The sequence below is a fragment of the Rhizobium sp. BK538 genome (assembly GCF_014197575.1).
GTDB lineage: Bacteria > Pseudomonadota > Alphaproteobacteria > Rhizobiales > Rhizobiaceae > Rhizobium.
Genome location: NZ_JACIFT010000034.1, coordinates 1 through 26,989, shown reverse-complemented (window position 1 = coordinate 26,989; position 26,989 = coordinate 1). Strand labels below are relative to the sequence as shown.

General features: G+C 59.4%; 23 protein-coding genes and 1 pseudogene. 17 read left to right on the top strand and 7 right to left on the bottom strand.

The window, feature by feature from the left end:
• The first annotated feature begins 11 nt into the window (after positions 1 to 11).
• The 9 genes from FHX09_RS27705 (at position 12) to FHX09_RS27665 (ending at position 12,661) form a co-directional block, all read left to right on the top strand.
• Positions 12 to 2,696 (top strand): carbohydrate-binding protein, encoded by a 2,685-nt coding sequence (locus FHX09_RS27705; RefSeq protein ID WP_132590417.1) that lies wholly within the window; start codon positions 12 to 14, stop codon positions 2,694 to 2,696.
• A 17-nt stretch (positions 2,697 to 2,713) separates the two neighbouring features.
• Positions 2,714 to 4,969 carry a trehalase family glycosidase gene (locus FHX09_RS27700; RefSeq protein ID WP_184450962.1) on the top strand — a complete coding sequence of 752 codons (2,256 nt, stop codon included), beginning with the start codon at positions 2,714 to 2,716 and terminating at the stop codon, positions 4,967 to 4,969.
• 355 nt (positions 4,970 to 5,324) lie between these two features.
• A complete protein-coding gene (locus tag FHX09_RS27695; RefSeq protein ID WP_132590421.1) occupies positions 5,325 to 6,401 on the top strand; it encodes an extracellular solute-binding protein in 1,077 nt (358 codons plus the stop codon).
• On the top strand, positions 6,391 to 7,305 hold the full coding sequence (locus FHX09_RS27690) for an ABC transporter permease (RefSeq protein WP_132590423.1): 915 nt from the start codon (positions 6,391 to 6,393) through the stop codon (positions 7,303 to 7,305). The genes FHX09_RS27695 and FHX09_RS27690 overlap by 11 nt, the downstream gene beginning before the upstream one ends.
• A 10-nt stretch (positions 7,306 to 7,315) precedes the next feature.
• Positions 7,316 to 8,095, top strand: coding sequence for an ABC transporter permease (locus tag FHX09_RS27685; RefSeq protein ID WP_007800754.1), 780 nt, complete (start codon positions 7,316 to 7,318; stop codon positions 8,093 to 8,095).
• Positions 8,082 to 9,131, top strand: a complete 1,050-nt coding sequence (locus FHX09_RS27680) for an ABC transporter ATP-binding protein (protein ID WP_132590425.1) — start codon at positions 8,082 to 8,084, stop codon at positions 9,129 to 9,131. Before FHX09_RS27685 ends, FHX09_RS27680 begins: the two co-directional genes overlap by 14 nt.
• A gap of 2 nt (positions 9,132 to 9,133) precedes the next feature.
• On the top strand, positions 9,134 to 9,730 hold the full coding sequence (locus FHX09_RS27675; RefSeq protein WP_132590626.1) for a cysteine hydrolase: 597 nt from the start codon (positions 9,134 to 9,136) through the stop codon (positions 9,728 to 9,730).
• A gap of 55 nt (positions 9,731 to 9,785) precedes the next feature.
• Complete coding sequence (locus FHX09_RS27670; protein ID WP_007800749.1) at positions 9,786 to 10,274, top strand: MarR family winged helix-turn-helix transcriptional regulator; 489 nt, start codon at positions 9,786 to 9,788, stop codon at positions 10,272 to 10,274.
• A 38-nt stretch (positions 10,275 to 10,312) separates the two neighbouring features.
• Positions 10,313 to 12,661 carry a glycoside hydrolase family 3 C-terminal domain-containing protein gene (locus FHX09_RS27665; RefSeq protein ID WP_007800747.1) on the top strand — a complete coding sequence of 783 codons (2,349 nt, stop codon included), beginning with the start codon at positions 10,313 to 10,315 and terminating at the stop codon, positions 12,659 to 12,661.
• A 265-nt stretch (positions 12,662 to 12,926) separates the two neighbouring features.
• On the opposite strand, the gene FHX09_RS27660 is transcribed toward FHX09_RS27665, so the two are convergent.
• Positions 12,927 to 13,922: a LacI family DNA-binding transcriptional regulator gene (locus FHX09_RS27660; protein WP_132590628.1), complete on the bottom strand. Its 996-nt coding sequence runs from the start codon at positions 13,920 to 13,922 to the stop codon at positions 12,927 to 12,929.
• A gap of 175 nt (positions 13,923 to 14,097) precedes the next feature.
• Between FHX09_RS27660 and FHX09_RS27655 the strand changes: the two genes are divergently transcribed.
• From FHX09_RS27655 to FHX09_RS27630, 6 genes are all read left to right on the top strand, one after another.
• Positions 14,098 to 15,045 (top strand): sugar ABC transporter substrate-binding protein, encoded by a 948-nt coding sequence (locus FHX09_RS27655; protein ID WP_132590427.1) that lies wholly within the window; start codon positions 14,098 to 14,100, stop codon positions 15,043 to 15,045.
• A 124-nt stretch (positions 15,046 to 15,169) separates the two neighbouring features.
• The gene (locus FHX09_RS27650) at positions 15,170 to 16,291 is read left to right on the top strand and encodes an ABC transporter permease (protein ID WP_132590429.1); all 1,122 of its coding nucleotides are present in this window, start codon (positions 15,170 to 15,172) and stop codon (positions 16,289 to 16,291) included.
• Positions 16,292 to 16,293: 2 nt separating this feature from the next.
• Complete coding sequence (locus FHX09_RS27645) at positions 16,294 to 17,088, top strand: ATP-binding cassette domain-containing protein (RefSeq protein ID WP_132590430.1); 795 nt, start codon at positions 16,294 to 16,296, stop codon at positions 17,086 to 17,088.
• An 82-nt stretch (positions 17,089 to 17,170) separates the two neighbouring features.
• Positions 17,171 to 17,974, top strand: coding sequence for a TIM barrel protein (locus FHX09_RS27640; protein ID WP_184450960.1), 804 nt, complete (start codon positions 17,171 to 17,173; stop codon positions 17,972 to 17,974).
• Between the two features lie 42 nt (positions 17,975 to 18,016).
• Entirely contained in the window at positions 18,017 to 19,009 is a 993-nt protein-coding gene (gene iolG, locus FHX09_RS27635) for an inositol 2-dehydrogenase (RefSeq protein ID WP_132590434.1), read from the top strand.
• 128 nt (positions 19,010 to 19,137) lie between these two features.
• Positions 19,138 to 19,425, top strand: coding sequence for a MurR/RpiR family transcriptional regulator (locus FHX09_RS27630; RefSeq protein ID WP_007800733.1), 288 nt, complete (start codon positions 19,138 to 19,140; stop codon positions 19,423 to 19,425).
• Between the two features lie 478 nt (positions 19,426 to 19,903).
• Here FHX09_RS27630 and FHX09_RS27625 read toward each other — a convergent pair whose 3' ends face one another.
• The 5 genes from FHX09_RS27625 to FHX09_RS27605 all read right to left on the bottom strand — a co-directional run bounded on the left by FHX09_RS27625 (position 19,904) and on the right by FHX09_RS27605 (position 24,776).
• A complete protein-coding gene (locus tag FHX09_RS27625; protein ID WP_132590436.1) occupies positions 19,904 to 21,088 on the bottom strand; it encodes a M20 aminoacylase family protein in 1,185 nt (394 codons plus the stop codon).
• Between the two features lie 72 nt (positions 21,089 to 21,160).
• Positions 21,161 to 21,940: an amino acid ABC transporter ATP-binding protein gene (locus FHX09_RS27620; RefSeq protein ID WP_132590438.1), complete on the bottom strand. Its 780-nt coding sequence runs from the start codon at positions 21,938 to 21,940 to the stop codon at positions 21,161 to 21,163.
• Positions 21,937 to 22,863, bottom strand: a complete 927-nt coding sequence (locus FHX09_RS27615; RefSeq protein ID WP_132590440.1) for an amino acid ABC transporter permease — start codon at positions 22,861 to 22,863, stop codon at positions 21,937 to 21,939. Before FHX09_RS27615 ends, FHX09_RS27620 begins: the two co-directional genes overlap by 4 nt.
• A complete protein-coding gene (locus FHX09_RS27610) occupies positions 22,860 to 23,747 on the bottom strand; it encodes an ABC transporter substrate-binding protein (RefSeq protein WP_132590442.1) in 888 nt (295 codons plus the stop codon). Before FHX09_RS27610 ends, FHX09_RS27615 begins: the two co-directional genes overlap by 4 nt.
• Positions 23,748 to 23,807: 60 nt before the next feature.
• The gene (locus FHX09_RS27605) at positions 23,808 to 24,776 is read right to left on the bottom strand and encodes a nitrate ABC transporter substrate-binding protein (protein WP_132590444.1); all 969 of its coding nucleotides are present in this window, start codon (positions 24,774 to 24,776) and stop codon (positions 23,808 to 23,810) included.
• 103 nt (positions 24,777 to 24,879) lie between these two features.
• Between FHX09_RS27605 and FHX09_RS27600 the strand changes: the two genes are divergently transcribed.
• Both FHX09_RS27600 and FHX09_RS30535 read left to right on the top strand, forming a co-directional pair.
• Complete coding sequence (locus FHX09_RS27600) at positions 24,880 to 26,205, top strand: PLP-dependent aminotransferase family protein (protein ID WP_132590446.1); 1,326 nt, start codon at positions 24,880 to 24,882, stop codon at positions 26,203 to 26,205.
• A 101-nt stretch (positions 26,206 to 26,306) separates the two neighbouring features.
• Positions 26,307 to 26,432: pseudogene (locus FHX09_RS30535) on the top strand (short-chain dehydrogenase); the annotation flags it as partial.
• A 450-nt stretch (positions 26,433 to 26,882) separates the two neighbouring features.
• Here FHX09_RS30535 and FHX09_RS27595 read toward each other — a convergent pair.
• Positions 26,883 to 26,989: aldehyde dehydrogenase family protein (locus FHX09_RS27595; protein WP_184450958.1), on the bottom strand; the 107-nt coding region annotated here is incomplete at its 5' end.

Sequence of the window (26,989 nt, the reverse complement as noted above, 5' to 3'; positions counted from 1 at the left end):
GAGCAGACGAGTTGGCCCAGATCCGAACCGGACAGGATATCGACCACCGCGGCGTGTTCGAAAAACCGACAGCCGCCTTTCGGCCCTCGGCCTACTGGTTCTGGCATTCGATCCCGACGGAGGAGGTCTGCCACGCACAGCTCGACGATTTCAAACTGAAGGGGATCGGCACCATCCTCATCCAGGCGCGTCTTGCGATGTCGCGGGATGATTATCTGTCGCCTGATTACCTCAATGCCTATCGCGTTGCGGCCGAAATCGCCGGTGAGCTTGGCCTGAAGCTCGGCATTTATGACGACTACAACTGGATCAGCGGTCACGCCGGCGGGCGCACGGTTGCGGGCTGTGACGCGGTGCGCGAACGCCACCTGTTCTGGGCCTCGTCCGAGCAGGCTGAGGGGCAGATCAGCGGCATCCATCCGCCTTTCACGCAAAAGATGGGGTCGGACATTTTCGAGTGGCAATATGAAGGCGGTCGGGTCGAGTGGTGCGAATGGGTGGTCGCGTCCGCCCTGCTGCATTCCTCCGATGAGGTTGGCGGTCTGGACGAGATTGTCGATGTGATCACACAGACATCGGTCGTTAGAAGCGACGATGTTTCCTGCACCTACGCATTCGACGGCGAGATTAAAGACGGCCAGACGTTGACGGTCTTCATCAGCGCGCGCTCAACGACCTCCCGGCTGATCAACTACCTCCTGCCGGAAGCCGCGGAGCGGTTCATCGACGTCGGGCTTGATCCGCTCGTCGAAGCGCTTGGTGATCTCGTGCCTGATCCCGTCGGCTTCGTGTTCTATGACCAGCCGGCGGCCGGGTTTTACAAGTGGGATCAGATTTCGGGCAGTCTCGGCAACAGTCTGCTGTTTGCTTCGACGCTGCCGGATGCCGCTTTGCACAGCACGGGCCAGCCGTTCGCCAAGACGCTGCTGGCGCTGCTGCGCGATGTCGGGCCTGAAACCTTGCGGTTGCGCGCGCAATTCTATGCTGCCTATTCAGCCCTGATGAACGATGCCTTCTCCGGCACGCTGCGTCGATGGGCCGAGGGCAAGGGCATCGCGCTGACTGGACACGAGATCCTACCGCATATCAGCGCGTGGTCTTTGAACGGCGGTTTCACCAGCATAGACCCCAGGGTTGCGCTCGCTGTGGATTTCTTCGGCATCGACGCTTTCAGGCATGAGACGGCGGTCGATTCCAACAATTTCATTGCCCAGCTTGCGCCGAAGCTGGGCGATTCCGTTGCCCGCTCGAATGGCCGCAGCCGCTGTGTCGTGGAGACCTATGCCAGCGCCGAGCGAACGCCCGTGCGCGCCGCCGGCCAATGGGAGCTGACGCTGGAGACAATGCGCGCGCAAGCGATCCGGCTCTATTGCCTCGGCACCCGACAGTTTCTCTGGCACGGCGTTTACCAGAGCGATGGTCACGACGACGATCCGACGCCCTTTGCCAATCCGCGTTTTGATTTCGGGCCGGGCATCAATTTCGAGCCGTGGTGGAGTTATCACGATCTGTTCGCGCAGGAGACCGCACGCATCTCCGCCTTCATCGAGCCGGCCAAACCCCGTACCCCCGTTGCAATCCTCTATCCGCTTCAGACTGCGTTCGCAGAAGGCCCGCGCCACACACATGCCACCCACATCGGCGCATGGTGCGAAAAGCTTCTGACGCAGGGACGCGACTTCATGTTGGTGAGTGAGGCTGATCTTGCGACTGCAACGATAGAGAGTGGCCGTCTCCTGGCATCGGGTCTGGTTTTCGATGCGATCGTCCTGCCATCTGTGACCGTGCTGGAGACTAAGGCGACGTTGCAAACCCTTGATGCCTTCAAGGCTGCGGGCGGTGTCATCTGGTCGTCGGGCGATCACTTGTCCACCGTCTGCGATAGCGCAATACGGGATGCCGTCGAGGTTTCAGTGCATGTCGAAGGGATGCCCGGCGACAGCGATGTGATCGCTCTGTTGCAGTCGCTTCCGTCGTCCGGTCCCGACTTGGTCTGCCGCTCTGGGAACAAGCCATGGCAATGGGTCGGATACGAGGCTGACGGCTGGTGGCGGGTTGTCCTGTTCAACGATGGCTCAACGGAGCTCGTCAGCGAGATCTCCTTCGGAGACAGCTTCGAGTGTGAGGTTTGGGCCGCGACGACAGGCGAGGTGAATGAGGCATCCACCTTCGGTCGTCTGGCGGTCGCGCTCGCACCACAGGAAGTACGTTGCATTCGGCTGCGGCAAGTGCTGCAGAAGGCAACGATCCAAGGTCAACTCTCGGATCAACCGCTTCTTGATGCTGGACACGCGATATCGCTTGTCGACGGTTGGAGCTTTGCGCCGGGCACCGGTTTAGAGTTCGTGCCGATTTCGGTGCTATCAGGTTGGGAGATGCAGGGCTTTACCGATTTCTCCGGTACCGGCATCTATCGGCTGACGCTGGAAATAGGCGATGAGGCCGATTGGGTCCTAGAATTGCCTGAGGTCAATACCGTGGTCGCCGCGTGGCTGGACGGCAGGCAGATCGATCGCCGCGGCTGGCGGCCCTATCGTTTTGCCTTGGGTCGGTTGGTCTCCGGTGTTCATTCGCTGGAACTGCGCGTCGCCAACACGGCCGCAAATCGCTATTACAGCAACACACCCTATCTCGGCGACAGCCTCGACAAGAGCGGATTGACCGCAGCACCGAAACTCATCCCGCAGACAAACTGACCGGAAACCACCTAGCCATGCCACAACATTCGACGATCCCCCTGATGCGCGCCTGGAACAGCTGGTCCAACCGGCCGGCCGAAATGGTTTTCCTGCCCCTCGGCGTGCGGATCACGCCGATTCTGTACTCGACCCGCAGCAAGTCGACCTCTGTCATCGAACCGCGCCGCGACTCGGTCCGGCTGGGGCGCCACACGATCGACGGCTCGCTGATCGAGCTGGAGACCGATCACAGCGGCACGACCGTGGCCTTTTCGACCACGAAGACCGATCCCTTCGCCGTTCGCGGCAGCTGGGACGGCAAGGTTTCGGCCGAATGGGGGCTGCGCTTCTGGGTGACGCTGGCGATCTCGTCCGATGGCAGTGAGCTCGCCGTCCATGATGCAGGGCGAAACGTCACTCTCTTGAAGATCGGCACCCGCTTCGTGGCGGTCGCGACCTCCGAACCGCCGATCCATGTTACCGGCCACGAGACGATCGACGCATTGTGCGCGGATTTCGAGGAGAACGGCTACTTCTACACCGCCACTCGCAAGAACGAGGCACCTGTCATCGCCTTGCGCTTCAATCTCGAAATGATGCGCAAGGGCGCCTATGCCGCAGGCGTTGCCGATAGCGCGGAGCTTGCCATTTCGAAGGCGCAGGCCTGCCTCGCTGCCGGTGCGCCCGCCGAAATCGCCGATGTCCAGGCAGGCGTGTTCGAAGGCGCGCTCGACGCCATCCGCGATGTGGTCGCCTGGAACACGATCTGGGACGAAACCAATGCGCGCCCCTATACGGCAGTGACGCGGATCTGGAACCTCGGGAAGTTCGCGGTCTGGTACAATGACCAGATTTTCGCGGCTCTATTGGCCGGCGTCTTCGACGCGGATCTGGCGCGCGAGAATATGGCCACTGCGGTGGCGGGTGCGACGCCGCAGGGAAATATCGCCTGCATCGTCACCTCCAACGACGCATGGGTCGATCGTACGCAGCTTCCGTTCGGTGCTTTGGTGGTCTGGCAGTTGTATCAGCGCACCGGCGAACGCTCGATGATCCAGGCAAGCTATGATGCGCTGGTCCGCAATCGGCGCTGGTGGCAGGAAAACCGCGATCCGGATGGTTTAGGGCTGCTCTCCTGCGGTACGTCGGATGTTGGCGAGGGCCTGTACAAGGGGACTGCCTTTGCCGCGCGCAATGAAACCGGCATGGACAATTCCGCGACCCATGACGAGGCGGTCTACGATCCCGTCACCCGCACCCTGTCGACGTTCGACCTCGGCCTCAACTGTGCAGCGGCTCTCGACGCCGAGATGCTGTCGAAAATGGCCGCGGTGCTCGGCAAGCCCGAAGATGCACGCGAATTCGCCGCCCTTGCCGAGCGCAGCCGCAAGCTGATCTCGGAAACACTGTGGGACGAAAGCCGTGGCATATTCGCCAATCGCCAGCGGCGCGGTGGCTTCGTGCGGTCGCTATCGCCGACCAGCTTCTACCCGCTGCTATGCGGCGCGGCCACGCCAGTGCAGGCCGCCCGCCTGCTCGAGCATCTGAGCGATGAAAGCACGTTCGGCGGCGACTACGTTCTTCCGAATGCTACGCGCGACGATCCTGCGTTCGCCGACAATGTCTACTGGCGCGGACGCATTTGGCCGAATGTTAACTACATGGTCTGGCTCGGCCTGCGCCGCTATGGCTTCGTTGCGGAAGCGAGCAAACTTGCCGCCCAGAGCTACGACCTCTTCATGAAGTCCTGGCGCGAGGATCGCATCGCCTCTGAAAACTACAATGCGGTGACCGGCGAGGCGATGGACCAGGGCGATACCGACCCGTTCTACATCTGGGCAGCGATGCTGCCTCTGATGGCCGCCGGCGAGATCGTCGAGTTCGATCCCTGGACGGGCTGGACCGTGCGCAACACTGGGCAGGATGTCGCTCTCGGGCCGATGGTGTCGCCGTCAGGAACGCTGCATCTGGCCGTTGAAGCAGGCATTCTTGCCTTGACGCTGAACCGCCGCACCGCGCTCAGGACCGACCTGCGGACCACGCTCTCGCGCATCACCATCGCAGAAGGGCGGATTGCCTGCACCGTCGCGCCAACCGCCGAAGATGGCTATATCGAGCTGCCTGACCTGAACATTCGTCAGGTCGTTGCTGTCCGTCTGGATGGGGAGAATGTCGCCTTTGTTGCATCACAGCAAGGGATACGCCTCATGATTGCCGAGAGCGCCCGTGACCGCCAACTCGACGTCTATTTTTCACCATGCGAGCCGCTCCCCACGCAAGGTAGCGCTTGACACAAGTCAATTCCTCATCAATAGTTTGTATACAAATAAAAAACGAAAAGACTGATACTAATATCAGAGGGTTTGAACTGAGGTCGGCGACAAATCGAATGATTGAAGTTGGCTTTCTATCGGCGTTATACGCTATTATCCGTCTATAAAACGATGTTCCGCAACTGTGCGGCGCAGGTTTTCACTTGCCCGGAAAAATGCGTGTTCCAATATTCGATTTCCTCTGATGATAGTTTGCATACAAACAATTAGATGTGCCTGGCATGTCGCCTGTTTTCGGCTTAGCCGATCCGTTGAGGTCGCTGACTGCGGTCGCGATCGTCTATAACTGTGTATGTTCAAGAGGGGTGCCACAATGACTGAACTCACCAGACGCAATACGATGAAGTTGATGTCCGCAGCGCTTGTCGCTGGCGTCAGTTTCTCCAGCCTGCCGCGCAAGGCCTTTTCGGCTGGCACCATCACGGTATTGAACTGGCAAGGCTACGGCACGGACGAAGCATGGTCCGTCAAGGCTTTCACCGAAAAGACCGGCATTGCAGTCGTTCACGACTACTATAGCTCGGAATCGGAGATGCTGACCAAACTGCGCACCAATCCGGGCGCTTACGATCTCGTCGTTCTCAACGCCGCACGTTGCGCCCAGGCCGTTGCCGAAGATCTGCTGCAGCCGATCGATTTCAGCAAGGTTCCGAACGCAGCGACGGTCGATGAGAACCTGCGCTCCAACCCGAACTTCAGCAAGGACGGCAAGGGCTTCGCAGTTCCGTGGGTCTGGGGCATGACCTCGCTCGCCATCCGTGAAGGCATGCCGGTTCCCAATAGCTACGCCGTTCTCGCCGACCCTGCCTATAAGGGCCGCGTTGCCATGGACGACGATGCGATCATCAACGTTGCCGTCGGCGCCCTAATGAGCGGCCAGGACATCAACGATCCAAAGGATCTGGCCGCTGTTACGGCTGCACTCAAGTCGATCAAGCCGAACGTTAAGCTTCTCTGGTCCACGGAAGATCAATGGAACAAGTCGTTTGCCGCCAAGGAATTCGACCTGTCGCTCTTCTGGTCGGGCGGTTCGGTGCGCTCCAAGCGCAACTCGAAGCTTCCAGTTCAGTTCGTTGTTCCCAAGGAAGGCGGCATCGGTTGGGTCGATGGTCTCGGTATCCCGGCATCGGCTCCGAACGCGGAAGGCGCGCTTGTGTTCGCCAACTGGATGATCGATCCGGCATTCTATGTGGAATGGGCCACCAAGGTCGGTGCTCCGGCGTCGTCGAACTCGGCCGCTCTGTCCGCGCTTCCGACCGACGATCTGAGCCGCCAGGTGCACAAGCCTGAATACCTGAAGACAATGGGCATCATGTCGGCGCTGCCGGACGATCGCCGCGAAGCCTTCAACAACGTATGGCAGGAAGTGAAAGCCTTCTATGCAGAATGACCAACTGACATTGGCGTTAGTGCGTGGACCTTCGGGTCCGCGCAGTCGGCGCGCGCTCCCGTCATGGGTTTCGACGACAGCCTTGCTGCTGCCAACTTATGCTTGGTTGACACTTGCTGTCTTCCTGCCGCTGCTGACTATGTTCGTGTTCAGCTTCATGTCGGCGACACCGATGGGCAAGGCCCCGATCGTCTTTACGCTGAAGCAGTACCGCGCCTTCATCGATCAGCCCTATCTGGTCGGCATCGGCATCACATCATTGCTGATCGGCTTCTGGACAACGCTGTTTTGCGCCATACTCGGCTTTCTCGCCGCCGTTGCGCTGGTTCGATCGACCTTTGGCAAGACGCGCGAAATGCTGCTGATCCTGATCCTTCTGCCCTTCTGGACCAACGGTCTGGTGCGCGTGTTCTCTTGGACGATGGTGCTCCGGGAAAACGGCTTCCTCGACAATCTGCTGCACATGATTGCGCCCGAGGCCGGATCGATCGGCTTTCTCTACACACGCTATGCAATCGTGGTCGGTCTTGTTCACGGCTATCTGCCATACATGATCCTGACCTGTTACATCGCCCTGGTGGCAATCGACGACGCGATCATAGAGGCTGCATCCAGCCTCGGCGCACGCTGGTGGACCATTCTGTTCAAGATTCTGGTGCCGCTCGCGGCTCCTGGCCTGATCTCCGGCTCCGTCCTGATCTTCATTCCGGTCATCGGTTCGTTCATGGAGCCGCGCATCCTGGGTGGCCGTGTCGGCGTCACCATGGGGACGGTGATCGAAGACCAGTTCACGCAAGCCTTCAACTGGCCGCTCGGCGCATCATTGTCCTTTACGCTGCTGGCCGTCGTGCTCGCCATTTTCGCAACCTTCTCCGGCGTTCTGCGCCGTGGCACGACAGCTTGAGGAGGGGATCATGAACCCGCTTGGACGTCTCTATCTCATCGCGATCCTGATCTTCCTCTATACGCCCATTCTCGTGATGATGGCGATGGGCTTCAACGCTTCGCCGCTTTATCAGCTGCCGTTCAGCTTTTCGCTGCAATGGTACCAGGCGCTGTGGAGCAACACTGTTTTGCTGACGGCCGGCATCAACAGCATCGTTATTGCCACCATCACCGCGGTGCTGGCGACAGCGCTCGGGACCATGGCATCGGTGGCGCTGTCGCGGCGGACATTCCGCGGCAAGAGCCTGCTGCAGCTTATGCTTCTGCCACCGATTGCCATCCCATGGCTGATCACCGGCACGGCCATGCTGATCTTCTTCTACTGGAGCGGCATCGGGCGCGGCATGCATGCCCTGCTGATCGGCCACGTGGCCCTCGCCATCCCTTATGTGGTTCTGGTGGTCGGTACCGGTTTTCGGACCATTCGTGCCGATCTCGAAGACGCCGCGATGAGCCTTGGCTCCACGCCGGTCCACGCTTTCTTCTCGGTGACACTGCCGCTGCTTTATCCGAGTATCCTCGGCGCGGCACTTTTCGCCTTCGCCGTATCGCTCGACCAGTTCGTCATTTCCTACTTTCTCGCAACGCCCGGCTACACCACGCTGCCGGTGCAGATCTACTCCTCGATCCGCAAGGGCTTCACCCCTGAAATCAATGCGATCTCGACCGTGCTTCTGCTCGGTTCGATGACGATCATCCTGATTTTCGCGCGCTTCGCCAAGCCCGGAGACACCCGTGACAAACGTTAAAGTCAATTCCGTCGCCAAGACCTATGGCACCACGCCCGTCCTGTCAGATATCACCACCGAGTTTCCGGAAGGCTCCTTCACCAGCCTTCTTGGACCGTCCGGTTCCGGAAAGACTACGCTTCTGCGCATCGTCGCGGGCTTCATCAAGCCGGACCAGGGCGTTGTCACGATCGGCAACAACGATGTGACCGATATCCCGGTCTGGGGTCGTAACATCGGCATGATGTTCCAGTCTTACGCCTTGTTTCCGCACATGACGATCGCCCAGAATGTTGCGTTTGGTCTGGAACGTCGCGGCATCAAGGGCGCGGCCGCTCGCAAGGAAGTCGATCGCGCTCTGGAGATGGTGCGGCTTCCCGGCTTCGGCGACCGCACGCCCAAGCAGCTGTCCGGTGGCCAGCAGCAGCGCGTCGCGCTGGCGCGCGCCATCGTCATCAAGCCGAGCGTGTTGCTTCTGGACGAACCGCTGTCGGCGCTCGATCGGCGTCTTCGTCAGGAGATGCAGGTCGAACTGCTGCGTATCCAGCGCGAGAGCGGTCTTACGACGATCTTTGTCACCCACGACCAGGAAGAGGCGCTGACACTCTCCGACAAGGTCGCCATTCTCGACAAGGGGCGGATTGTCCAGATCGGCGAGCCGGAAGCGGTCTACGAGCGGCCCCTGACACGCTTTGCCGCGGAATTTCTCGGCGATTCCAACTTCCTGACCGGTACGATTGATAACGGTGCCGTGCGCCTGAACGATGGCACCGTGGTGACAACCACCGGGACACTACCCGGCGACCGCTCGAAGGTCACGCTCGCCGTGCGCCCGGAAAAGATGTCGATCGTATCGGGCCCGACGGACGGCAACAGCCTGACGGCGCGCATCACCACCGTCATTTATGCTGGCCCGGTGCTTTCTTATCTCCTGGAAACCAAGGACGGACTGCCGCTCAAGCTGTTTGCACAGAACCGCGACGGCAAGGTCCTGAGCGATGGTGACACCATCACCTTGAGCTGGTCTCCGGAACACACGGTCCCGGTGGCTGAGTGACCATGGCGACCGTGCCGTTTTCGAAAAAAACGTTGCATGTCGTCATCGATATGCAACGCCTGTTTATCGAGGAGACGGCGTGGTACACGCCGGCGATTGCCGAGATTCTTCCGAACGTGATGGCGCTGTGCGCTGCAAGGCCATCCGATACCGTGTTCGCCCGTTTCATGGTTCCGCGGGATCCCGAAAGCGCCAAGGGCCGATGGAAGAACTATTATCGCCGATGGTCGGCTGTGACGCTGGATGAACTTGACGTCGCGATGCTTGATCTGGTCGCACCGCTTGCGGCGGTCGCCCAACAGGGATCGCTCGTCGACAAGGAAACCTATTCGGTCTTCGGGTCGCCCGGTTTTTCCGAGCGATTGCAGGCAGCAGGCATCGATACCATGATCTTTTCGGGCGTCGAAACCGATGTTTGCGTCTACGCCAGCGTTCTCGATGCAGTCGATGCCGGCTACCGTGTCGTTCTGGCAGAAGACGCGCTGGCAAGCGGCGACATGAAGGCGCATAGAGTCGTCGTCGAGAATTTGGCGCCAAGGCTTTCTGAGCAGATTGAAATTCTGTCGACAGAAGCCATCCTGAACTTATGGCGAGAATGAATTTAGGAACGCGGTTGCCTGCCTGGAAGACGAACAGATAGATTTGAGAGATCCCATGGACGTTCCGTTCAAAGATAAAGCCGATTCGCCAAAGGCAGCACCTTCATCCGCGGCCGACGCAAACGCTCCGCAGGCCGAATATGCGCTTGGCGAACAGATCGGATTTTATCTGCGCCAGGCCAACCAACGCCATGTCGCCATCTTCACAGGCCTGATGGCTGAGAAGCTGACCACGACCCAATGGGCAGCGCTGGTCAAACTCAAAGATCTGCAGCCCTGTTCCCAGGGCAATCTTGGCCGTGAGACGGCGATGGATATGGCGACCATCAAGGGCGTCGTCGACCGGCTCGTCAAGCGCGGGCTGGTTCACACCGCGCCGGATGCAGCCGATGCGCGGCGTCTTGTTTTGACGCTGACTGCAGAAGGGGAGGCGACGGTAGCGCGCAATCTATCGATCGCCCTTCAGATTTCGCAAGAAACGCTGAGCACCTTGACGCTTGCCGAGCGGATGATGCTGATGGAACTCCTGCAGAAGATCTGCTGACAGGACCATCTCTGCTGCCCAGAAATGAGAGAGTATCGATGTTTCAGCCCAGCGACGACGAAATCCACTCGCTTGTCGGCCAGATGACGGTTGCCGAAAAGGTCGATCTGCTGAGCGGACGTGGTCTGTGGAAGACAGGATCCATCGAACGGCTCGGCATTCCATCTGTTGTCATGACCGACGGCGCCTATGGCGTTCGTTACTCGACGACCCAAATCGACGCCGGTGACAGTGATGCAGACAGCCTGCAGGCATTCTTGGAACTCGTCGACCAGCAGGCCGATGCGCCAGGCGGTATGTTCGGCATGACCCGTCCCGCGACGTGCTTCCCAAACGGCAATCTGCTTGGCTGTTCGTGGGACGTCGATCTGGCCTATCGGATGGGGGCGGCGCTGGCGGCGGAATGCCAGAACTTCGGCGTCCATCTCCTGCTTGGACCGGGCATCAATATCCGCCGCACGCCGTTGGCCGGCCGTGCCTACGAGTATTATTCCGAGGACCCCCTCATCAGTGGGGACATTGCTGCGGCCGTCATCTCGGGCCTGCAGGATAACGGCATCGGGGCCTCGCTGAAGCATTTCGCTTGCAACAATTCCGAGATCGAACGAACAACCACCAGCTCAGAAGTCGATGAACGGGCACTGCGCGAGATCTACTTGGCTGGCTTTGAACGGGCGATCGAAAAGAGCGCGCCCTGGACCGTCATGAGCGCTTACAATCCGCTGAACGGTGTCCAGGCGGCCGAGAATCACTGGCTTCTCACCACAATCCTGCGCGAGGAGTGGGGCTATGACGGGCTTGTCGTTTCTGACTGGCACGCCATCAAGGATCGTGGGGCTGCGCTCTCTGCCGGGACAGATCTCGACATGCCGGAGAGCAAGCCACGCAAAGCGCGCCTGAGTGCTGCGATCAAGGCCGGTAAAGTGGCGCCCGAGGCGGTCGACGCTGCCTGCGCGAAGGTTCTGGCATTCGTGCGCCAATGCAAGTTGAACGAGCGGCGCGGGATGGCCGCGAACCTTGACGGGCACCATGCCCTGTCGCAGGAGATCGCCGCGGAATCGATCGTGCTGCTGCGCAACGAAGGCAATGTGTTGCCTATTGATCCAAGCCGCCCAGGCGAGATCCTCGTCGTCGGCGATGGCGCTGTCACCCCTGTCATTCAGGGTTCTGGGTCGGCCACGACCAACCCTTATCGCGTTGACAGCCCCTTCGTTCAGATCGCCGCCCGGGCGGGAAGTGACCTCAAGGCAAGGCATCTGCCATTTTCCTCCACTGTTCCGGTCGGCATGCCGGCATCGATCGAAACGATCGTCGAGGCAGCATCGAGTGCCGACGTCACGCTGGTGTTCGCGGAGAACGAGAAAAGCCGCCACGGCGAGGGCAACGACCGTGACTCACTGAGGCTGGCCGCCAGCCACGATGCTCTCATCAAGGCGTTGGCGGCAGCCGGACGGAAGGTCATCGTCGTGCTCTCGATGCCCGATACCGTCGAGATGCCGTGGCTCGAGGATGTCCATGCCGTGCTTGCCATCTTCTATCCGGGGCAAGGCGGCGGCGAAGCGCTCGCTCGCATTCTATTCGGCGAGCAGAACCCTTGCGGCAAGCTCTCCGCCAGCATGCCCGCGCGAATGCAGGATATTCCCGGCTGGCACACCTATCCCGGCGAGCACGGACGCCATGTCTACAGCGAGGGTATTTTTGTCGGCTATCGCTTCTACGATCTCAAAGCGATTGTCCCGGCGTTCCCGTTCGGGCATGGGCTCAGCTATACGACGTTCTCTTATGAGAATATCGAGATCGATGCGCGTGAGATCGGCGCAGCTGCGGATTGTCGGGTACGTGTCACTGTCCGCAACAGCGGATCGGCCGCCGGCAAGGAGGTCGTCCAGCTCTATGTGCGCCCGCTTGCGCCAGGCCTGAAGCGGCCGATCCGTGAACTCAAATCCTTTGCCAAGCTGCATCTGCAGCCCGGCGAGGCGAAGACGGTGAGCTTCACGCTAACGCAGCGCGATTTTCGCTATTTCGATACCTCACGCTCTACCTGGGTTCTTGATGCGGAGGCTTTCGTGATCGAGGCTGCGGCATCCTCCCGCGATATCCGCTTGTCCGTCACCCTGCCGTGCCGCCCGGAAGCTTCCGCTCTGCCTGTCATCTCGCCCAACTCTCCCACGGCGCTCGTTTTCGCCCATCCGAAGGCCGAGGCCGCTCTGGTCGACTTCTTCATCGCGGCGCTTTCGATTTCTGTTGCGGAAGCCACGGCACTTCTGGCCAAAACGAAAGGCTCCTTTCTTGGCTTCTACGACACCCTCAGCTGGTATGTCGGCGATAGCGTCAAGGAGAGCGATCTCGCCAGTGTCTTCGCTCGATTGAACGACCATCACTATTAGGCTCCGTCAAGATGATGGCGGCCGGCTATTCGAACCGTGCATCGCCCATCTTGCTGGGCGATGCATCCTAGCGTCGCGCTGTTCTTCGCTCCGCATTTGGGACAGGGTTTAAAATAGCCAAAGTTCCATAAATAGGCGCTATGCCATATCTCATAGGTTCTTCAGGGGGGCGCTGGTAATGATCCTTTCAAGAGCTGACCATTTAGACGCCATTCGATCATGGTCAGAAGTGCGAGGTGCTCATTGGACGATCCTAGGGACATTTTCATGCCGATGACCTCGGCACAAAACGCCCCTGCATGACAACCATTTCAGCGTCGCGCTTTCCGGTGATCATTGCGACAATGGCGTCGACCATCTCGCCGGCGGGCTGTTCGTAGCTTGTCAGTCCATAGGCGGGGGCGCCGCCGAGCTCGATATTGTCGAAGCCGACGACTGCCAGGTCTTGCGGGACTCCGAGACCGAATTCGCTCCGGGCGACATCCATCGCTCCCATCGCCAAAATGTCATTTTCACACATCAATACATCGATGCGCGACGCGGGCGAAGTTGCACGCAAATAAGTTCGTGCTGCCTCGGCGCCGGCCTGGGCGCTGTATCTTTCCGCGGCCAATTCTGTGACGCCTTCAACACCCTTCCGTCGCCAGAAATTTGCATAATGATGGCGCCTGCCCAGCGCCGTCGACAGGGTTCTCGCCCCCGTCATAAAGCCGGGACGGCGATAGCCCTTGTCGAACAGGTAATCGACGATCTCGCTGAGAGCGAGTTCTGCATCGCAGGCAATCGCGGGAACGCCGGGAATTTGGCTGTCTCTCGCAAGAACGAACATCGGCGGGAAACCTCGGCCAAGGCGTCGATCACCGAGCGTTTCCTCGCGAAAGGCGGTACCGAATAGGATAACGGCGTCGAATTGTCGTTGGTCGGCGTTGATCAACGCGTGAACGTGATCGAAATGGCGGTTGATGTTGATCAATACGGTCAGCAGACCCTGTGCCTGCAGGCGCTCGGTCAACATCTCCAGAACCGGAAGCTTGTGCGGATTGGCGAAGTCGTCGACGAAGACGGCCACCTGATGGGTGGTGTTCGTCGCAAGACTGCGGGCAAGCAGGTTAGGCGAATAGTTCAGGACCTCGGCCGCCTGAAGCACTTTTTGTCTGCTTGCGTCCGTAATCGACGCACCTGGCGTGAACGCACGGATGACGGTCCATTTCGACACGCCGGCAGCCTCAGCCACCTCTTTTGCCGTCGCCCGTTTGCGCATGCCCGCCTCCTTCTGATTGGAATGAATATTCCACAAAAAAATAAAAATGGAATGGACGCTTGATTTTTGTCGACAATAAAGTAGCTTTATCGAGTTTGCTACCGGGTGCAAATGGAGTTGCAACCGGTAGCATTCGGAGGTTCGGGTAGCGCGGACTGTTTTTTGGGAGGGTAAAATGAAATTCGGTTTGAAATCGCTTCTCACGGGCGCGGCCGTTGCTGCTGCGCTCATGGGCTCTTCGGCAATCGCCAATGCCGCTGACATTCGCATCGTCACCGTCACTCACGGCCAGGCCAATGATCCTTTCTGGTCCGTCGTCAAGAACGGCGTCAACGCAGCGGCGAAGGACATGGGTATTAGCGTCGATTATCGCGCTCCGGAAACTTTCGACATGGTGTCGATGGGGCAGCTCATCGATGCTGCCGTCAATCAGAAGCCCGATGGGCTCATCGTCTCCATTCCAGACGCCTCAGCACTCGGTCCATCCATCAAGAAGGCTGTCGCCGCCGGTATCCCGGTTATTTCCATCAATTCCGGTTCCGACGTTTCAACGGAGCTAGGAGCGCTGTTGCATGTTGGCCAGGACGAATATACCGCCGGCAAAGCCGCCGGCGCGAAGCTGCATGAGCTGGGCGGCAACGAAGGCCTGTGCGTGAACCAGGAGGTCGGCAATGTTTCGCTCGATCTGCGCTGCAAGGGCTTTGCCGACGGGTTCGGCGGCAAGGTCACGGTGGTACCCGTCAGCAACGATCCGGCAGATGTCCGCGCGAAGGTCAAGGCGGCACTGAGTTCAAATACCGCCGTCGACACCGTCATGGCGCTCGGTGCCAGCACGGCCGGCGAGCCGTCGCTGGCGGCGGTAGAGGATGTCGGAATGACCGGCAAGATCAAGGTGGCGACATTCGACCTTTCAGCCGATTTCCTGAAAGCCGTGGCCGACGGCAAGGCAGCATTCGCGATCGATCAGCAGCAGTTCCTGCAGGGCTATCTACCGGTCGTATTTTTGGCAAACTACGCCAAATACGGGCTTATCCCGGGTGGTAATGTTCCGTCCGGCCCGAACCTCATCACCAAGGACAAGGCTGCCCAGGTTGTGGATCTTTCCGCCAAGGGCATTCGCTGACCGGAATTGCCGAAAGGCATTCTCCCAGAATCTCCTCCTCCTAGTGGGGAGGAGGTTTGGCTGACCGAACGCGCTGCCGAACAGCGCCACCGCTACCCTAAATTACGATCCAGTCGGAGGAGTTATGGCTTCGCTTGAGCAGAGAACGGCGGCTGCGCCGAAGGCCGATGAGCGCGTCAAACAAGTGAATTTTCTGACGCATATGATGCGGCGGCCCGAGCTTGGTGCTGTGGCAGGTCTTGTTCTCGTCATCGTCTTTTTCTTTCTTACCGCAGATTCGACGATGTTTTCGCTTTCCGGCTTGATGACCATCATGGCGCCGGCATCGCAATTGGGAATCCTTGCCATTGCGGCGGCACTTTTGATGATCGGAGGAGAGTTCGATCTCTCGATTGGCTCGATGGTGGCCTTTGCGGGACTGATCTTCGGCGTCATCCTCACGAATTTCGGTCAGCCGCTTTCGGTTGCCATCGTTATGACGATGCTCTTTGCCGCGTTCATGGGCGCGATCAATGGGCAGATCGTCATTCACACACGCCTTCCGTCCTTCATCGTGACCCTGGCATTCCTCTTCATTCTCCGTGGCCTGACGCTTGTCGGCCTGAAATGGGCGACAGGCGGCTCGACGCAGCTTCGCGGCATCAGCGACCGTGTCAAGGACAGTCCGCTGCTTGGCTTCTTTTCCGGCGATGCACTGAAGGGCGTCTTTGTCTGGCTCGCGGATCACGATCTGATCGACAGGTTCCCCAACGGCGTGCCGAAGGTCACGGGCATCCCGGTCTCCGTATTGTGGTTTGTCGCGCTTGCCCTGGCTGCGACCTGGGTCCTCCTGCGCAACCGCATGGGCAACTGGATCTTTGCTGCCGGTGGCGATCCCAATGCGGCGAGAAACTCCGGCGTCCCCGTTCACAGAGTTAAGACCGGCCTGTTTGCACTGACAGCATGCGCGGCAGCTCTGGTTGCCATCATCACCGTGCTCGATGCTGGCTCGACTGACGCCAGACGCGGCTTTCAGAAAGAGTTCGAGGCGATCATTGCCGCCGTCATTGGTGGGTGCTTGCTGACGGGCGGCTACGGTTCGGCGATTGGCGCCTTCTTCGGCGCGATCATCTTCGGCTCGGTCTCGATCGGCCTGACCTACACCAAGTTCGATTCCGACTGGTTTCAGGTCTTCCTGGGTTCGATGTTGCTGCTCGCCGTTCTCTTCAACAATTTTATCCGCCGCAAGGTTACCGGGGAGCGCTGATCATGTCTGATGTCAATAATCGAACGCCGATCATCGAAGTGACTGACATCATCAAGCACTACGGCTCCGTGATTGCGCTCAACGGCGTGTCGATGCAAGTGTCGGCCGGAGAAGTGCTTTGTCTCCTCGGAGACAATGGCGCGGGGAAATCCACATTGATCAAGACGCTCTCCGGTGTCGTGCGCCCAAGCGGAGGTTCGTTCCTGGTCGAAGGCAAGCCGGTCAATTTTCGCAGTCCGCGCGACGCGCTCGATGCAGGGATCGCGACCGTCTATCAGGATCTTGCCATGATCCCGCTGATGTCGATCACCCGTAATTTCTTCATGGGGCGGGAGCCTCGCAAGGGCTTCTTCCCTTTCCGTCGCCTCGACCTCACGCATTGCAACGATGTCACGCGGGAAGAGATGCGCAAAATCGGCATCGATATCCGCGATCCCAATCAGGCGGTGGGTACATTGTCCGGGGGCGAACGCCAGTGCGTTGCCATTGCTCGCGCCGTCTATTTCGGCGCCAAGATCCTCATTCTCGACGAGCCGACCTCGGCGCTCGGTGTGGCGCAAACCTCGATGGTGCTGAAATACATCCATCAGGTTCGACAGAAAGGACTGGGCGTCATTTTCATCACCCACAATGTCCGCCATGCCTATGCGGTGGCAGACCGCTTCACCATCCTCAATCGCGGCCAGACGCTTGGTACCTTTGCCAAGGCGGACATCGCGATGGATGAGCTTCAGAACCTCATGGCTGGCGGCAAGGAACTGCAGCAATTGTCCGCAGAACTCGGCGGTACGATCTAGCCGGCCCGCTTCCGAAGCGGCGATCGCTTGGCTTTCAAAGGACGTCGCCGCCCTCTCACTCAATCAACTATGGAATACTGTTATGAACGACGGCTCGTCGAATGCCTCATCCCCCTTCACGCTCGCGGTCTGCGCCGAGATGGTCTTTAAGTCGCTTCCTGTCGTCGACAGGCTCAAGCGCATTACCGAACTCGGCTTTCAAGCCGAGATCTGGGACTGGACGAAACATGACATCGCTACCCTTGCAAGATCAGGAGCAGCCTTCTCGTCGATGACGGGCTATGTGACCGGCACGCTCGCCGATGACGAGGGCGCCGACGAATTGCTGCGAACTGCGAAGCAATCGATCCCGGTCGCAAGGGAGCTCAATTGCCCGCGCCTCAACCTGCACGGAACCGGTCTCGACGGCCAGGGCCTGCCGGTGGTCAAGGCCGACAAAGTGACGGGCGCCATGTGGCTCAAGGCGCGCGACACGCTTAACCGCATCGCGGACCTCGGCGAGAAAGAGGGCGTCACCTTCGTGCTCGAAAACCTCAATGAAGCAGTCGATCACCCCAAGACACCGTTTGCCAAAGCCGAAGATACGCTCGCGCTCGTTTCGTCGGTGAACCGACCGGCGCTGAAGCTCAATCTCGACCTCTACCACGCCCAGATCGGCGAAGGAAACCTGATCGAGCTGTGCCGGCGCGCTCTGCCCCATATCGGCGAAATACAGGTGGCGGACGTTCCCGGCCGCATGGAGCCGGGCACCGGAGAAATAAACTACAAGGCAATCGCCCGTGCTCTCAAGAATATGGGCTATCGCGGGACGATCGGCATGGAGGCCTGGGCCTCCGGCGATGATGAGACGGCGCTTGCCCGTTTCCGCAACGTCTTCACCGTTTGAAGATTTCGATAGTCAACGCTTACACGTCATGGAGAAATATCAATGATCAGGTTTGGAGTGATCGGCGCCGGCCGGATAGGCAAGGTGCATGCCGCGACTATTGTGGCGAACCCGAAGGCGAAGCTCGTCTATGTGGCGGATGCCTTCAAGGCATCGGCTGAGGCGCTTGCCGCGCAGACGGGCGCCGAGGTTGCCGAAGCGGCAGATGTCATCAAGTCCTCAAGTGTCGATGCGATCCTCATCGCGACACCGACCCCCAGCCACGCCGATCTCATCGAGGCGGCCGCGAAGGCCGGCAAGGCTATCCTCTGCGAAAAGCCGGTGTCCCTGTCGGTCGAGCGCATCAATGCCTGCCTCGACATCGTCGAGAAGAACAGGTCGACCTTGATGATCGGCTTCAATCGCCGGTTTGACCCCAACTTCGCCAGTGTGGAAGCACGTCTGCGCCGCGGCGACATCGGCGACATCGAGATCGTGACGATCACCAGCCGAGATCCCGCGCCGCCGCCGGCCGACTACGTCAAGTCCTCCGGCGGGCTGTTCCGCGACATGATGATCCATGACTTCGATATGGCCCGCTTCCTCATCGGGGAGGAATTCGTCGTCGTGAATGCACTTGGATCGTCGCTCGTCGACAAGGCGATCGGAGCTGAGGGCGATGTGGATACCGCCGCCGTGCAGATGCAGACGGCTTCCGGACGCATTGCGGTCATCACCAATTCTCGCCGGGCGACTTACGGCTACGACCAGCGCATCGAAGTCCATGGAGCTGCCGGCATGCTAGCAGCGAGGAATATCCACGCAACCAGCGTCGAGCTTTCCAATGCGAATGGTGTCAGCGGCGACCCCGTTCAATATTTCTTCCTCGAACGCTACGCCCAGGCCTACGCCAACGAGATCAATGCCTTCATCGATGCGATCGACAGCGGCAATCGTTCACCGAAGCCCGGCGGACTTGATGGCCTCCAGGCGCAGAAACTGGCGGAGGCCGCCACCGTGAGCTGGCAGACGGGCAGGCCGGTGCAGCTCGGTTAACAAGCCTCGATGCGGTGCGGCCAAGTCCTGACGTTGCCGCATCGCCACCGGGCTCACGTGCCGCCCCGCGATATGCGTCCGGATCGCACCGCGCTTTCCGGAAGACGTTCTTTGGAAGGCGAAGCGCAATGCCACAGGAAAGAAACCACCATCCTCCCGCGACACTGCAGGAATTGAAGTACCTGATCGCCAAGCGGCAGATCGTCTTTCCCAATAGTCTCGAGCAGGTCGCGAGACAGATCATAGAACGGCCGGAAATGATTGCTTTCGAAAGTGCTGCTGCGATTGCACGCAATTGCAAGGTTTCTCAAACGACGGTGCACCGATTTGCACAGCACATTGGGTTTCAAACGTTGGGCGAGTTTCGCGCGGTGATAAGAGATCATCTTCGCAAGACTGCTGCAAATCGCCGCTAGGCGGACAGCAGCTGTGGGCTCCTGTCATCAGGATCATGTTGGGTACGGAACAAGAACAGCTCTGGGCGCCATCCGCGTTGGCAGCAGGGATTGAACCATGGCGCGGTATGCCGGTTTGCGTTTCGGAATTTCGTGGGGCACACTTGGAAGCGGGAGCGCGCCCGCGACCGGACTGCCTTCTCATCGATCCCATGTAAATCGGGCAACGTCGAAGCTTCCCCGCTTCAATTGCCGCGAGACTTTTTTGTTGCCATGGACGCGGAACTTCGCATCGTAGCCACCGCATATCTTGATCTTCGATATCCGTTGCGGGCGCGGACCGACAGGCGGTCGACGTCCAGGAGCTTCGCGACTTGACGGGGGAAATCGCAGCGGATCGGCTCGGTTCTGAACAACCCCCGGTGTCTGTCGATGAACGATGTCATCGCTTCAATTGGCGGTCGAGCTCTGGCCCGAGAACTCAACCCGACTACAAGCTCTAAGCGTCAAGATAACGCTCGGCCAGACGCGCCCAAATGGCCGCGCCGGTCGTCAGGCTGCCGTCATTGAAATCGTATTTCGACGAATGCAGGATCGGCGAGTCCTTGCCGTTGCCGAGACGGAGGAAACTACCGGGCCTACGCTCAAGGAAATAGGCGAAGTCTTCGCTGCCGGGCAGGAGAGGGCATGTGAAGACATTTTCAGCGCCAATCAGTTCCTCGGCCACTTCGCGAGCGAATGCCGTTTCCCTTTCCGAATTCACAACGACTGGATAGCCATGCTCATAGTCGATCTCGGCTCTTGCGCCATGGCCCTCCGCAACGCTTGCCGCCAGCGTGCGGATGCGCTCCTCGAGGAAGGTGCGGATCGCCGGGTCGAATGAGCGGACGCTCATCGAGATCTTTGCCGTGTTCGGAATGACGTTCGACGCTTCGCCGGCATGGATCGTGCTGACGGTGACGACGGCCGTCTGGGTTGGATCGACATTGCGCGAGACGATCGACTGCAGCGTGACGACGAGGTTGCAGGCGACCAAAACCGGATCAACTGTGAGATGCGGTCGCGACGCATGGCCGCCCTTGCCGACAATGGTGATCTTTACCGTATCGCCGGCCGCCATCATCGGACCGGATCGGGTGAGCAGTGCGCCGGCCGGCATGCCGGGATGGTTGTGTAGGCCGAAGATCGCGTCGATCGGGAAACGCTCGAATAGGCCGTCGGCGATCATCCGTTGCGCGCCGCTGTTCTGCCCGGCCTCTTCGGCCGGCTGGAAGATCAACGTCACTGTGCCGTTGAAGCGTCTTGTCCGCGCCAGATATTCGGCTGCACCGAGAAGAACCGTGGTGTGGCCGTCGTGGCCGCAGGCATGCATCTTGCCGGGTATGGTGCTGGCATAGGCGACACCCGTCTCTTCCTCGATCGGCAATGCATCCATGTCGGCACGGATACCGATGCTCTTGGTGCCGGTGCCGTTCTTCAGCGTCGCCACGACGCCATGGCCGCCGACATTGCGGGTGACAGCATATCCCCAGGCTTCCAGCTTATCGGCTACGTACCGGGCAGTCTCGGTTTCCTCGAAGGAAAGTTCCGGGTTGGCGTGCAGGTGATGGCGGGTCGCCTTCAGCTCGGCTTCCATGGCATCGAAATCGGATACGCGGGCGTAGAGATTGTCTTGCGAGGGCATCGGAGTTCCAGACTTAGCAAAATTCAAACAAAAGGCCCCGGCCTTTGGGGCCGGGGCTAGGCGGGGAGATTTTTAAAGAAAGCGCGACAGAAAAGCCTGCGTGCGCGGATGCTGCGGATTGCCGATCACATCCTCGGGCTTGCCCTGTTCGACGACCACGCCGCCGTCCATGAACACCACCCGGTCGGCCGCTTCACGGGCAAAACTGATCTCGTGGGTGACGACGATCATGGTGAGACCCTGCTTTGCCAGATCCCGCATCGTCGCCAACACTTCGCCGACCAATTCCGGATCGAGTGCCGAGGTCGGCTCGTCGAACAGCATCAGCTTCGGCTTGATCGCCAGTGCGCGGGCAATCGCCACGCGCTGCTGCTGGCCGCCGGAGAGCTGCCGCGGATAGGCATTGGCCTTCTCCGACAGACCGACGCGTTCCAAAAGGCGCTTGGCGTTCTCGATCGCATCCTTTCGGCTTTGACGATGGACGCCGACTGGCGCTTCGATGACGTTCTGCAGCACGGTCATGTGCGGGTAGAGGTTGAACTGCTGGAACACCATGCCGATCTTGCGGCGCTGCCTGGCAATGCCGGTGGGCGACAGCTTTTCCAGATGGTCGTTCTTCACCCGGTAACCGATCTGTTCGCCATCAACCTCGATATATCCCTTCTGGATATCTTCGAGGTGATTGATACAGCGTAGAAAGGTGGATTTGCCCGAGCCGGACGGCCCCAGAATGGCCACGACTTCCCCCGGCATGATGTCGAGGTCGATGCCCTTCAACACTTCGAGCTGGTCGAAGGACTTGTGGACATTACGAGCCTGGACGAGGGGCTTGGCGGTATCGACGATGGTCAATGGCTTGCCTCCTCTATGACGGCGGCGGGCTTGGGCGTGGCGCCATTGCGGCGGTCGCTGCGGCCGTAATAGGCTTCGATATAGCTCTGGCCGATATTCAGCACCGAGGTGATGAGTAGGTACCAGATGACCGCGACCAGCAGCATTGGGATGATCTCGAACGTGCGATTATAGATCGACTGAACCGAATAAAGCAGGTCGGCCATGGCGATGACGCTGACGATCGAGGTCGCCTTGATCATGCTGATCAGCTGATTGCCGGTCGGTGGTACGATCGAACGCATCGCCTGCGGAATAATGATCCGCCATAGGGCTCGCGCCTTGGTCATGCCGAAGGCTTCCGCCGTTTCGGTCTGACCGCGGTCAACCGACAGAAGGCCGCCGCGGATGATTTCCGCCATATAGGCCGCCTCGTTGAGTGCGAGGCCGACGATCGCCGCGGTCAGCGGCGTGATGACGGAATTGGTATCCCAGCTGATGAGCGTCGGGCCGAAGGGAAGGGAAATCGATATCGTCGGAAACAACGTCGACATGTTGTACCAGAAGATCAGCTGGACTAGGAGCGGCGTGCCGCGGAAGAACCAGATGAACAGTGACGCGAACGAGCGTGCTAGCTTGTCGGACGACATGCGTGCAATCGCGATCACGAGGCCGAGCGCGACGCCGAGGATCATGGCGATCACGGTGAGGCCAAGGCTGACGTAAAGACCGTTCAAGACCGTCGGATCGAAGAAATACTGGGCAACAACCGGCCAGCCGAAGTTTTCGTTAGCGGCGATGATCCAGCCGAAGTCGACGACGACCAGCGCAATCACGATCCGGAGAGCAAGAGGGCCGCTCCGGAAAGGCGTGTGGGCCGTCGCCACATCGCGGAAGTCCTCGGCGCCCGAAGGCGCCGCATGTGTCGTAGTGTTCGCGCTCATTTGGGAAGCTGTCCACCGAGGTTGAGGCCGGGCTGCTTGATCATGTTGTTCTCAAGGCCCCACTTCTTCATGATCGCGGCATAGGTACCGTTGTCCATGAGAACCTTAATTGCGTCGATGAACAGCGGGCCGAGCGGCGAACCCTTTGGAACGACGGCACCCTGGAAAATGTCGTCAAAACCGTTCTTTTGCCCGACGCCGTTCAGTTCCAGCTGGCCGTTCGCCTGGCTGACGAAATAGGTCAGCGGTGCCTGCGAAGAGAAGAAAGCGTCGGCGCGCTTAGAGCGGACGGCCAGGATGGATGCCGGCTGATCGGTATAGGACTGCACTTCCACCGGTTCCTTGCCTTCGGCCTTGCACTTGTCCGACTGTACCTTGATCACCCGTTCGGCGGATCCGCCGGCCATAACCGAGATGCGCTGGCCGCAGGCCTTGTCCAGCGAGGTGATGCCCTTCGGGTTGCCCTTCAGGGTGGCGAAGACAACGAATTCCTGCACCCAGTCGACGAAGTCGCTTGCCGTTTCGCGATCCTTGTAGTCGCCGACCGGACCGAAGGCGAACTGGTAACGGCCCGAGTTGACGCCGGCCAGCAGCGCCGGCAGCCCGCCAACTGTCGCATGGTCGATCTTGACGCCGAGCACCTGTCCGATCGCGTCCGTCAGGTCGGCGCTGGCGCCGGTCATGACGGTGCCGGTGACGATCTCGTAGGGAGGGAACGAGCCGTTATTGACGGAGATCATTTTGCCGGCCGACTTGATGTCGTCCGGCAGGCGATCGTGCAGCTCCTTGTTGACGTCCAGCTTGATGGATACGTCCTGCGCCTTGGCGACGCTAGCAAGTGCTGCGCCGGCGAGGGCGAGAGCGATGAGTTTCTTATGCGACATGTTCATTCCCCTTGTTTTACTAAGCTACGTTTCTCGAGAGATTAAGGGTGCGACTGCCGGTCAGATCCGGCTGCCATCCGTATCGAATGCGAAAAGCTCTTCCGGCGTCATGTGGCGCTTCATGATGCCCTGGGCATGCAGCTCACTGGCGAAATCGTCGATCATCTTGCGGTTGGCGGTAAATCCGCTGGCATCCCAGCCCTTGGGCAGCTCGCGCGACGTTTTCAGTACCTCTTCGAACATCCACGGCGTGGTTTCAGCGTACTTGCGGCGCTTGGCGGTCCACATGCGCTGCGATTCGTCGACGAGCCGGCTCACTTCGGCAATCACCCACGGGTTCTCGGCAACGATCTCGGCCTTGATGCCGATCAGATGCATGCCCGGAACATATCCCACATCATCGAAATACTGGCGCTCTTCTGCGCGGAAATCGGCCAGCACCTGACGGAACGGCGAGCCCGGCTCGAAATAGCCATCAGGCATGAAGGGCGTAAAGATCGCATCCAGTCCGCCTTCGCGCAGAAGGTCTACCATCGGGCGTTCGCCGGGGCAGGCTTCGATTAGGCCGGCCTGGCCAAAGCCGTCGAGGCGATCGGTGACTGGGTGTGCCTCCGTCAGGCGGCCGGCATACCACATCGCGTCCTTGACCTCGACGCCTTCGCGGCGGATGGCCGCACGCGTCCAGGTGTTGCCGCTGTCGCGCCATCCGGTGACTCCGATGCGTTTGCCGGCCAGCTGGCCAAGAGTCGTGATGTCGCTGTCCCGGGTAGTCATGATGCAGCGATGGCGGAATCCGCGCATGATGAAGTTGGGAATGCCAACGACACTGTCATCGCCGTCATGACGAAGCTGGGTATAGCGGCTGAATGAAATCTCGGCAGCCTCATGGTCGGGGCTTTTGCCGAGATGGGAGACAAGCGTTCCGATCCGGTCCACCTGTATGTCGAGCTTGTCGGACGCGACATCGCCGAGAATCAGCGGTGTCATGTAATCCCAGTCACGCAGTGCAATTCGAAGGCTCAGTGTCATTCTAGATACTCATGTCAGGAAATGCTTACGAAGGGAGATTAAAATGTTCACTTCGTAATGATCAAATGTTATTACGTTATTGAACATTTAATCTGGTGAGAAAATGAGCGACGCCTACGATTCGATCTGGTTTGCCGAAAAATTAAGCGATCGAACAATTCGCGGAATCGCATTAGAAACCAGTGCCTTGATCAGGGCAGGGGCGCTTCCGGTCGGCGCCAAGTTGCCTCCAATCCGTGATCTCGCTTTTTCGCTCGGTGTCAGCCCGGCGACGATTTCGGAGGCCTGGAGCGAGCTTAGACGGCAAAAGATCATTACAGGCAGGGGACGAAACGGCACCTGGGTGAGCGGCGACCGCTTCATCGCAAAGCCAGAGCGCCTGGCAAGTTCCGGCCACTACGGTGCCGATGTGCTCGACCTGACGATGGCCGTTCCTGACCCAAGGCTGCTGCCGCCTTTAGAGAAGGCGCTGGCGTATGGCGCTTCCGCGGAGAACCTCAACAGCTACGAGCGCAGCCGTATTCTGCCGGAACTGGAGGCCGAACTTCGCAAGACATGGCCGTATGAACCGGAGGCATTGCTGGCGACCAACGGCGGTTATAACGCTGTGTATACCGCTATTCATGCACTGGTGACGCCCGGTGCGCCTGTCGCTATCGAAGAACCGACGGCGATGCGCCTCCTGGATATCCTTGAGCATCAGGGCGCACGCATCCTACCTGTGAAATGTGACGAGTACGGGCCGCTGCCCTCATCGCTACAGGATGCCATGCGCTACAAACCGGTCGTTTTCCTCTTCCAGCCGCGGCTGCATTCGGTGACCGGCCGGACAGTGACGGCGCAACGCCTAGGCGAACTAGCCGAAGTACTACGCAACAGCGACACCCTGATAATTGAGGATGATGGCATCTCCGATATTTCCGGGGTTGAGCGTCATTCGCTTGGCACCCAGTTTCCCGACCGGGTTATTCACATCATCTCGTTCTCTAAAACGCTCGGTCCCGACCTTCGCTTAGCCGTATTGTCGAGCACGTCGGCAGTCGTTGAACAGATTCAATCTTATCGCAGTTTTAGTGCAGCCTGGACCAGCCGCGTTCTTCAAGCCGCCGGCGCATGGTTGTTGCGCCAACCGGGAACTTGGGAAAATATCGCATCTGCCCGGGCTACCTATAAAAAACGACGCGATATGCTCGCTAGCGCCTTGCGAGTGCGCGGCCTCACCATCGAAGATGGGGAAGGGTTGTCTTTGTGGGTGCCAGTTGTTTCTGAACCCTTTGCAATGGTTACGCTCGCTGCCCGAAACATTGCAGTCAACTCAGGAAGCAAATTCTGCGTTGCTCATAGCAATAACATTCGCGTGGCAACGTCGATGTTGGATGAGCGCTGCGAGGATGTAGCTGACGCGATTGCGCTCGCCCACATTATGTAGCTGCACGCGCAACGCGTTGACGGCTCCGGTGCAACCGCAGCTTACAATCATATTCGAGAGAAACTAAAGACAATAGAAGAGGCGTTCGAGCGAAACTCAGGCGAGCGCTATCACAGGGGAAAGCGTCCGCGATCGCCGGGTTCATGAACAACGTCGTTGCGTTTTCAAATCGCCTGACGCCGCGTTCGATGCAGCGAGCCACCATGAAAAGAATTCTGGGGCCATAGAATTTGGTATCGGTTGCCGCTCCACACTCCCGAAATCTGGGCCGGTCAGTTTCCAATCTGACAGCGTGCGATGCGTCTTCGACATGGAAATCTACCACCCCGAACGATCCCTTCAGTCGCTTACAGCATCCCCAACACCTAGGGATGATCAATGGTATCGACACGATGAGAGTGGTTGCTATCCGTGCCAGTGACCGCTGTACGGCTGACGGAAAGTTCCATAAATAACTATACTGATCTGAAAGCGGCAGGACGCTCCATCTGCCGGCGCCGCCTTCTATTTTCTTCCGCGCCGGGGTGGAAGATCGAGAACAGATGGGGCTGCAAGAAAGCATCGCGCTTTCGAAAAGTACTGACAGATCACGGTTCCTCCGCCGGCGGTGGGAAGAAACAGCAGAATGCCCGGATCAATCGAGTTCCGGGCATCCGTTGTCAAAAGTCCTTAGGCTGTCAAGCTGCCTGACGGAAACCGATGATGGCCTTGGTCTCAAGGAATTCAGCGATCGCCATCGGACCCCATTCACGTCCGTTGCCGGACTGCTTGTAGCCCCCGAAAG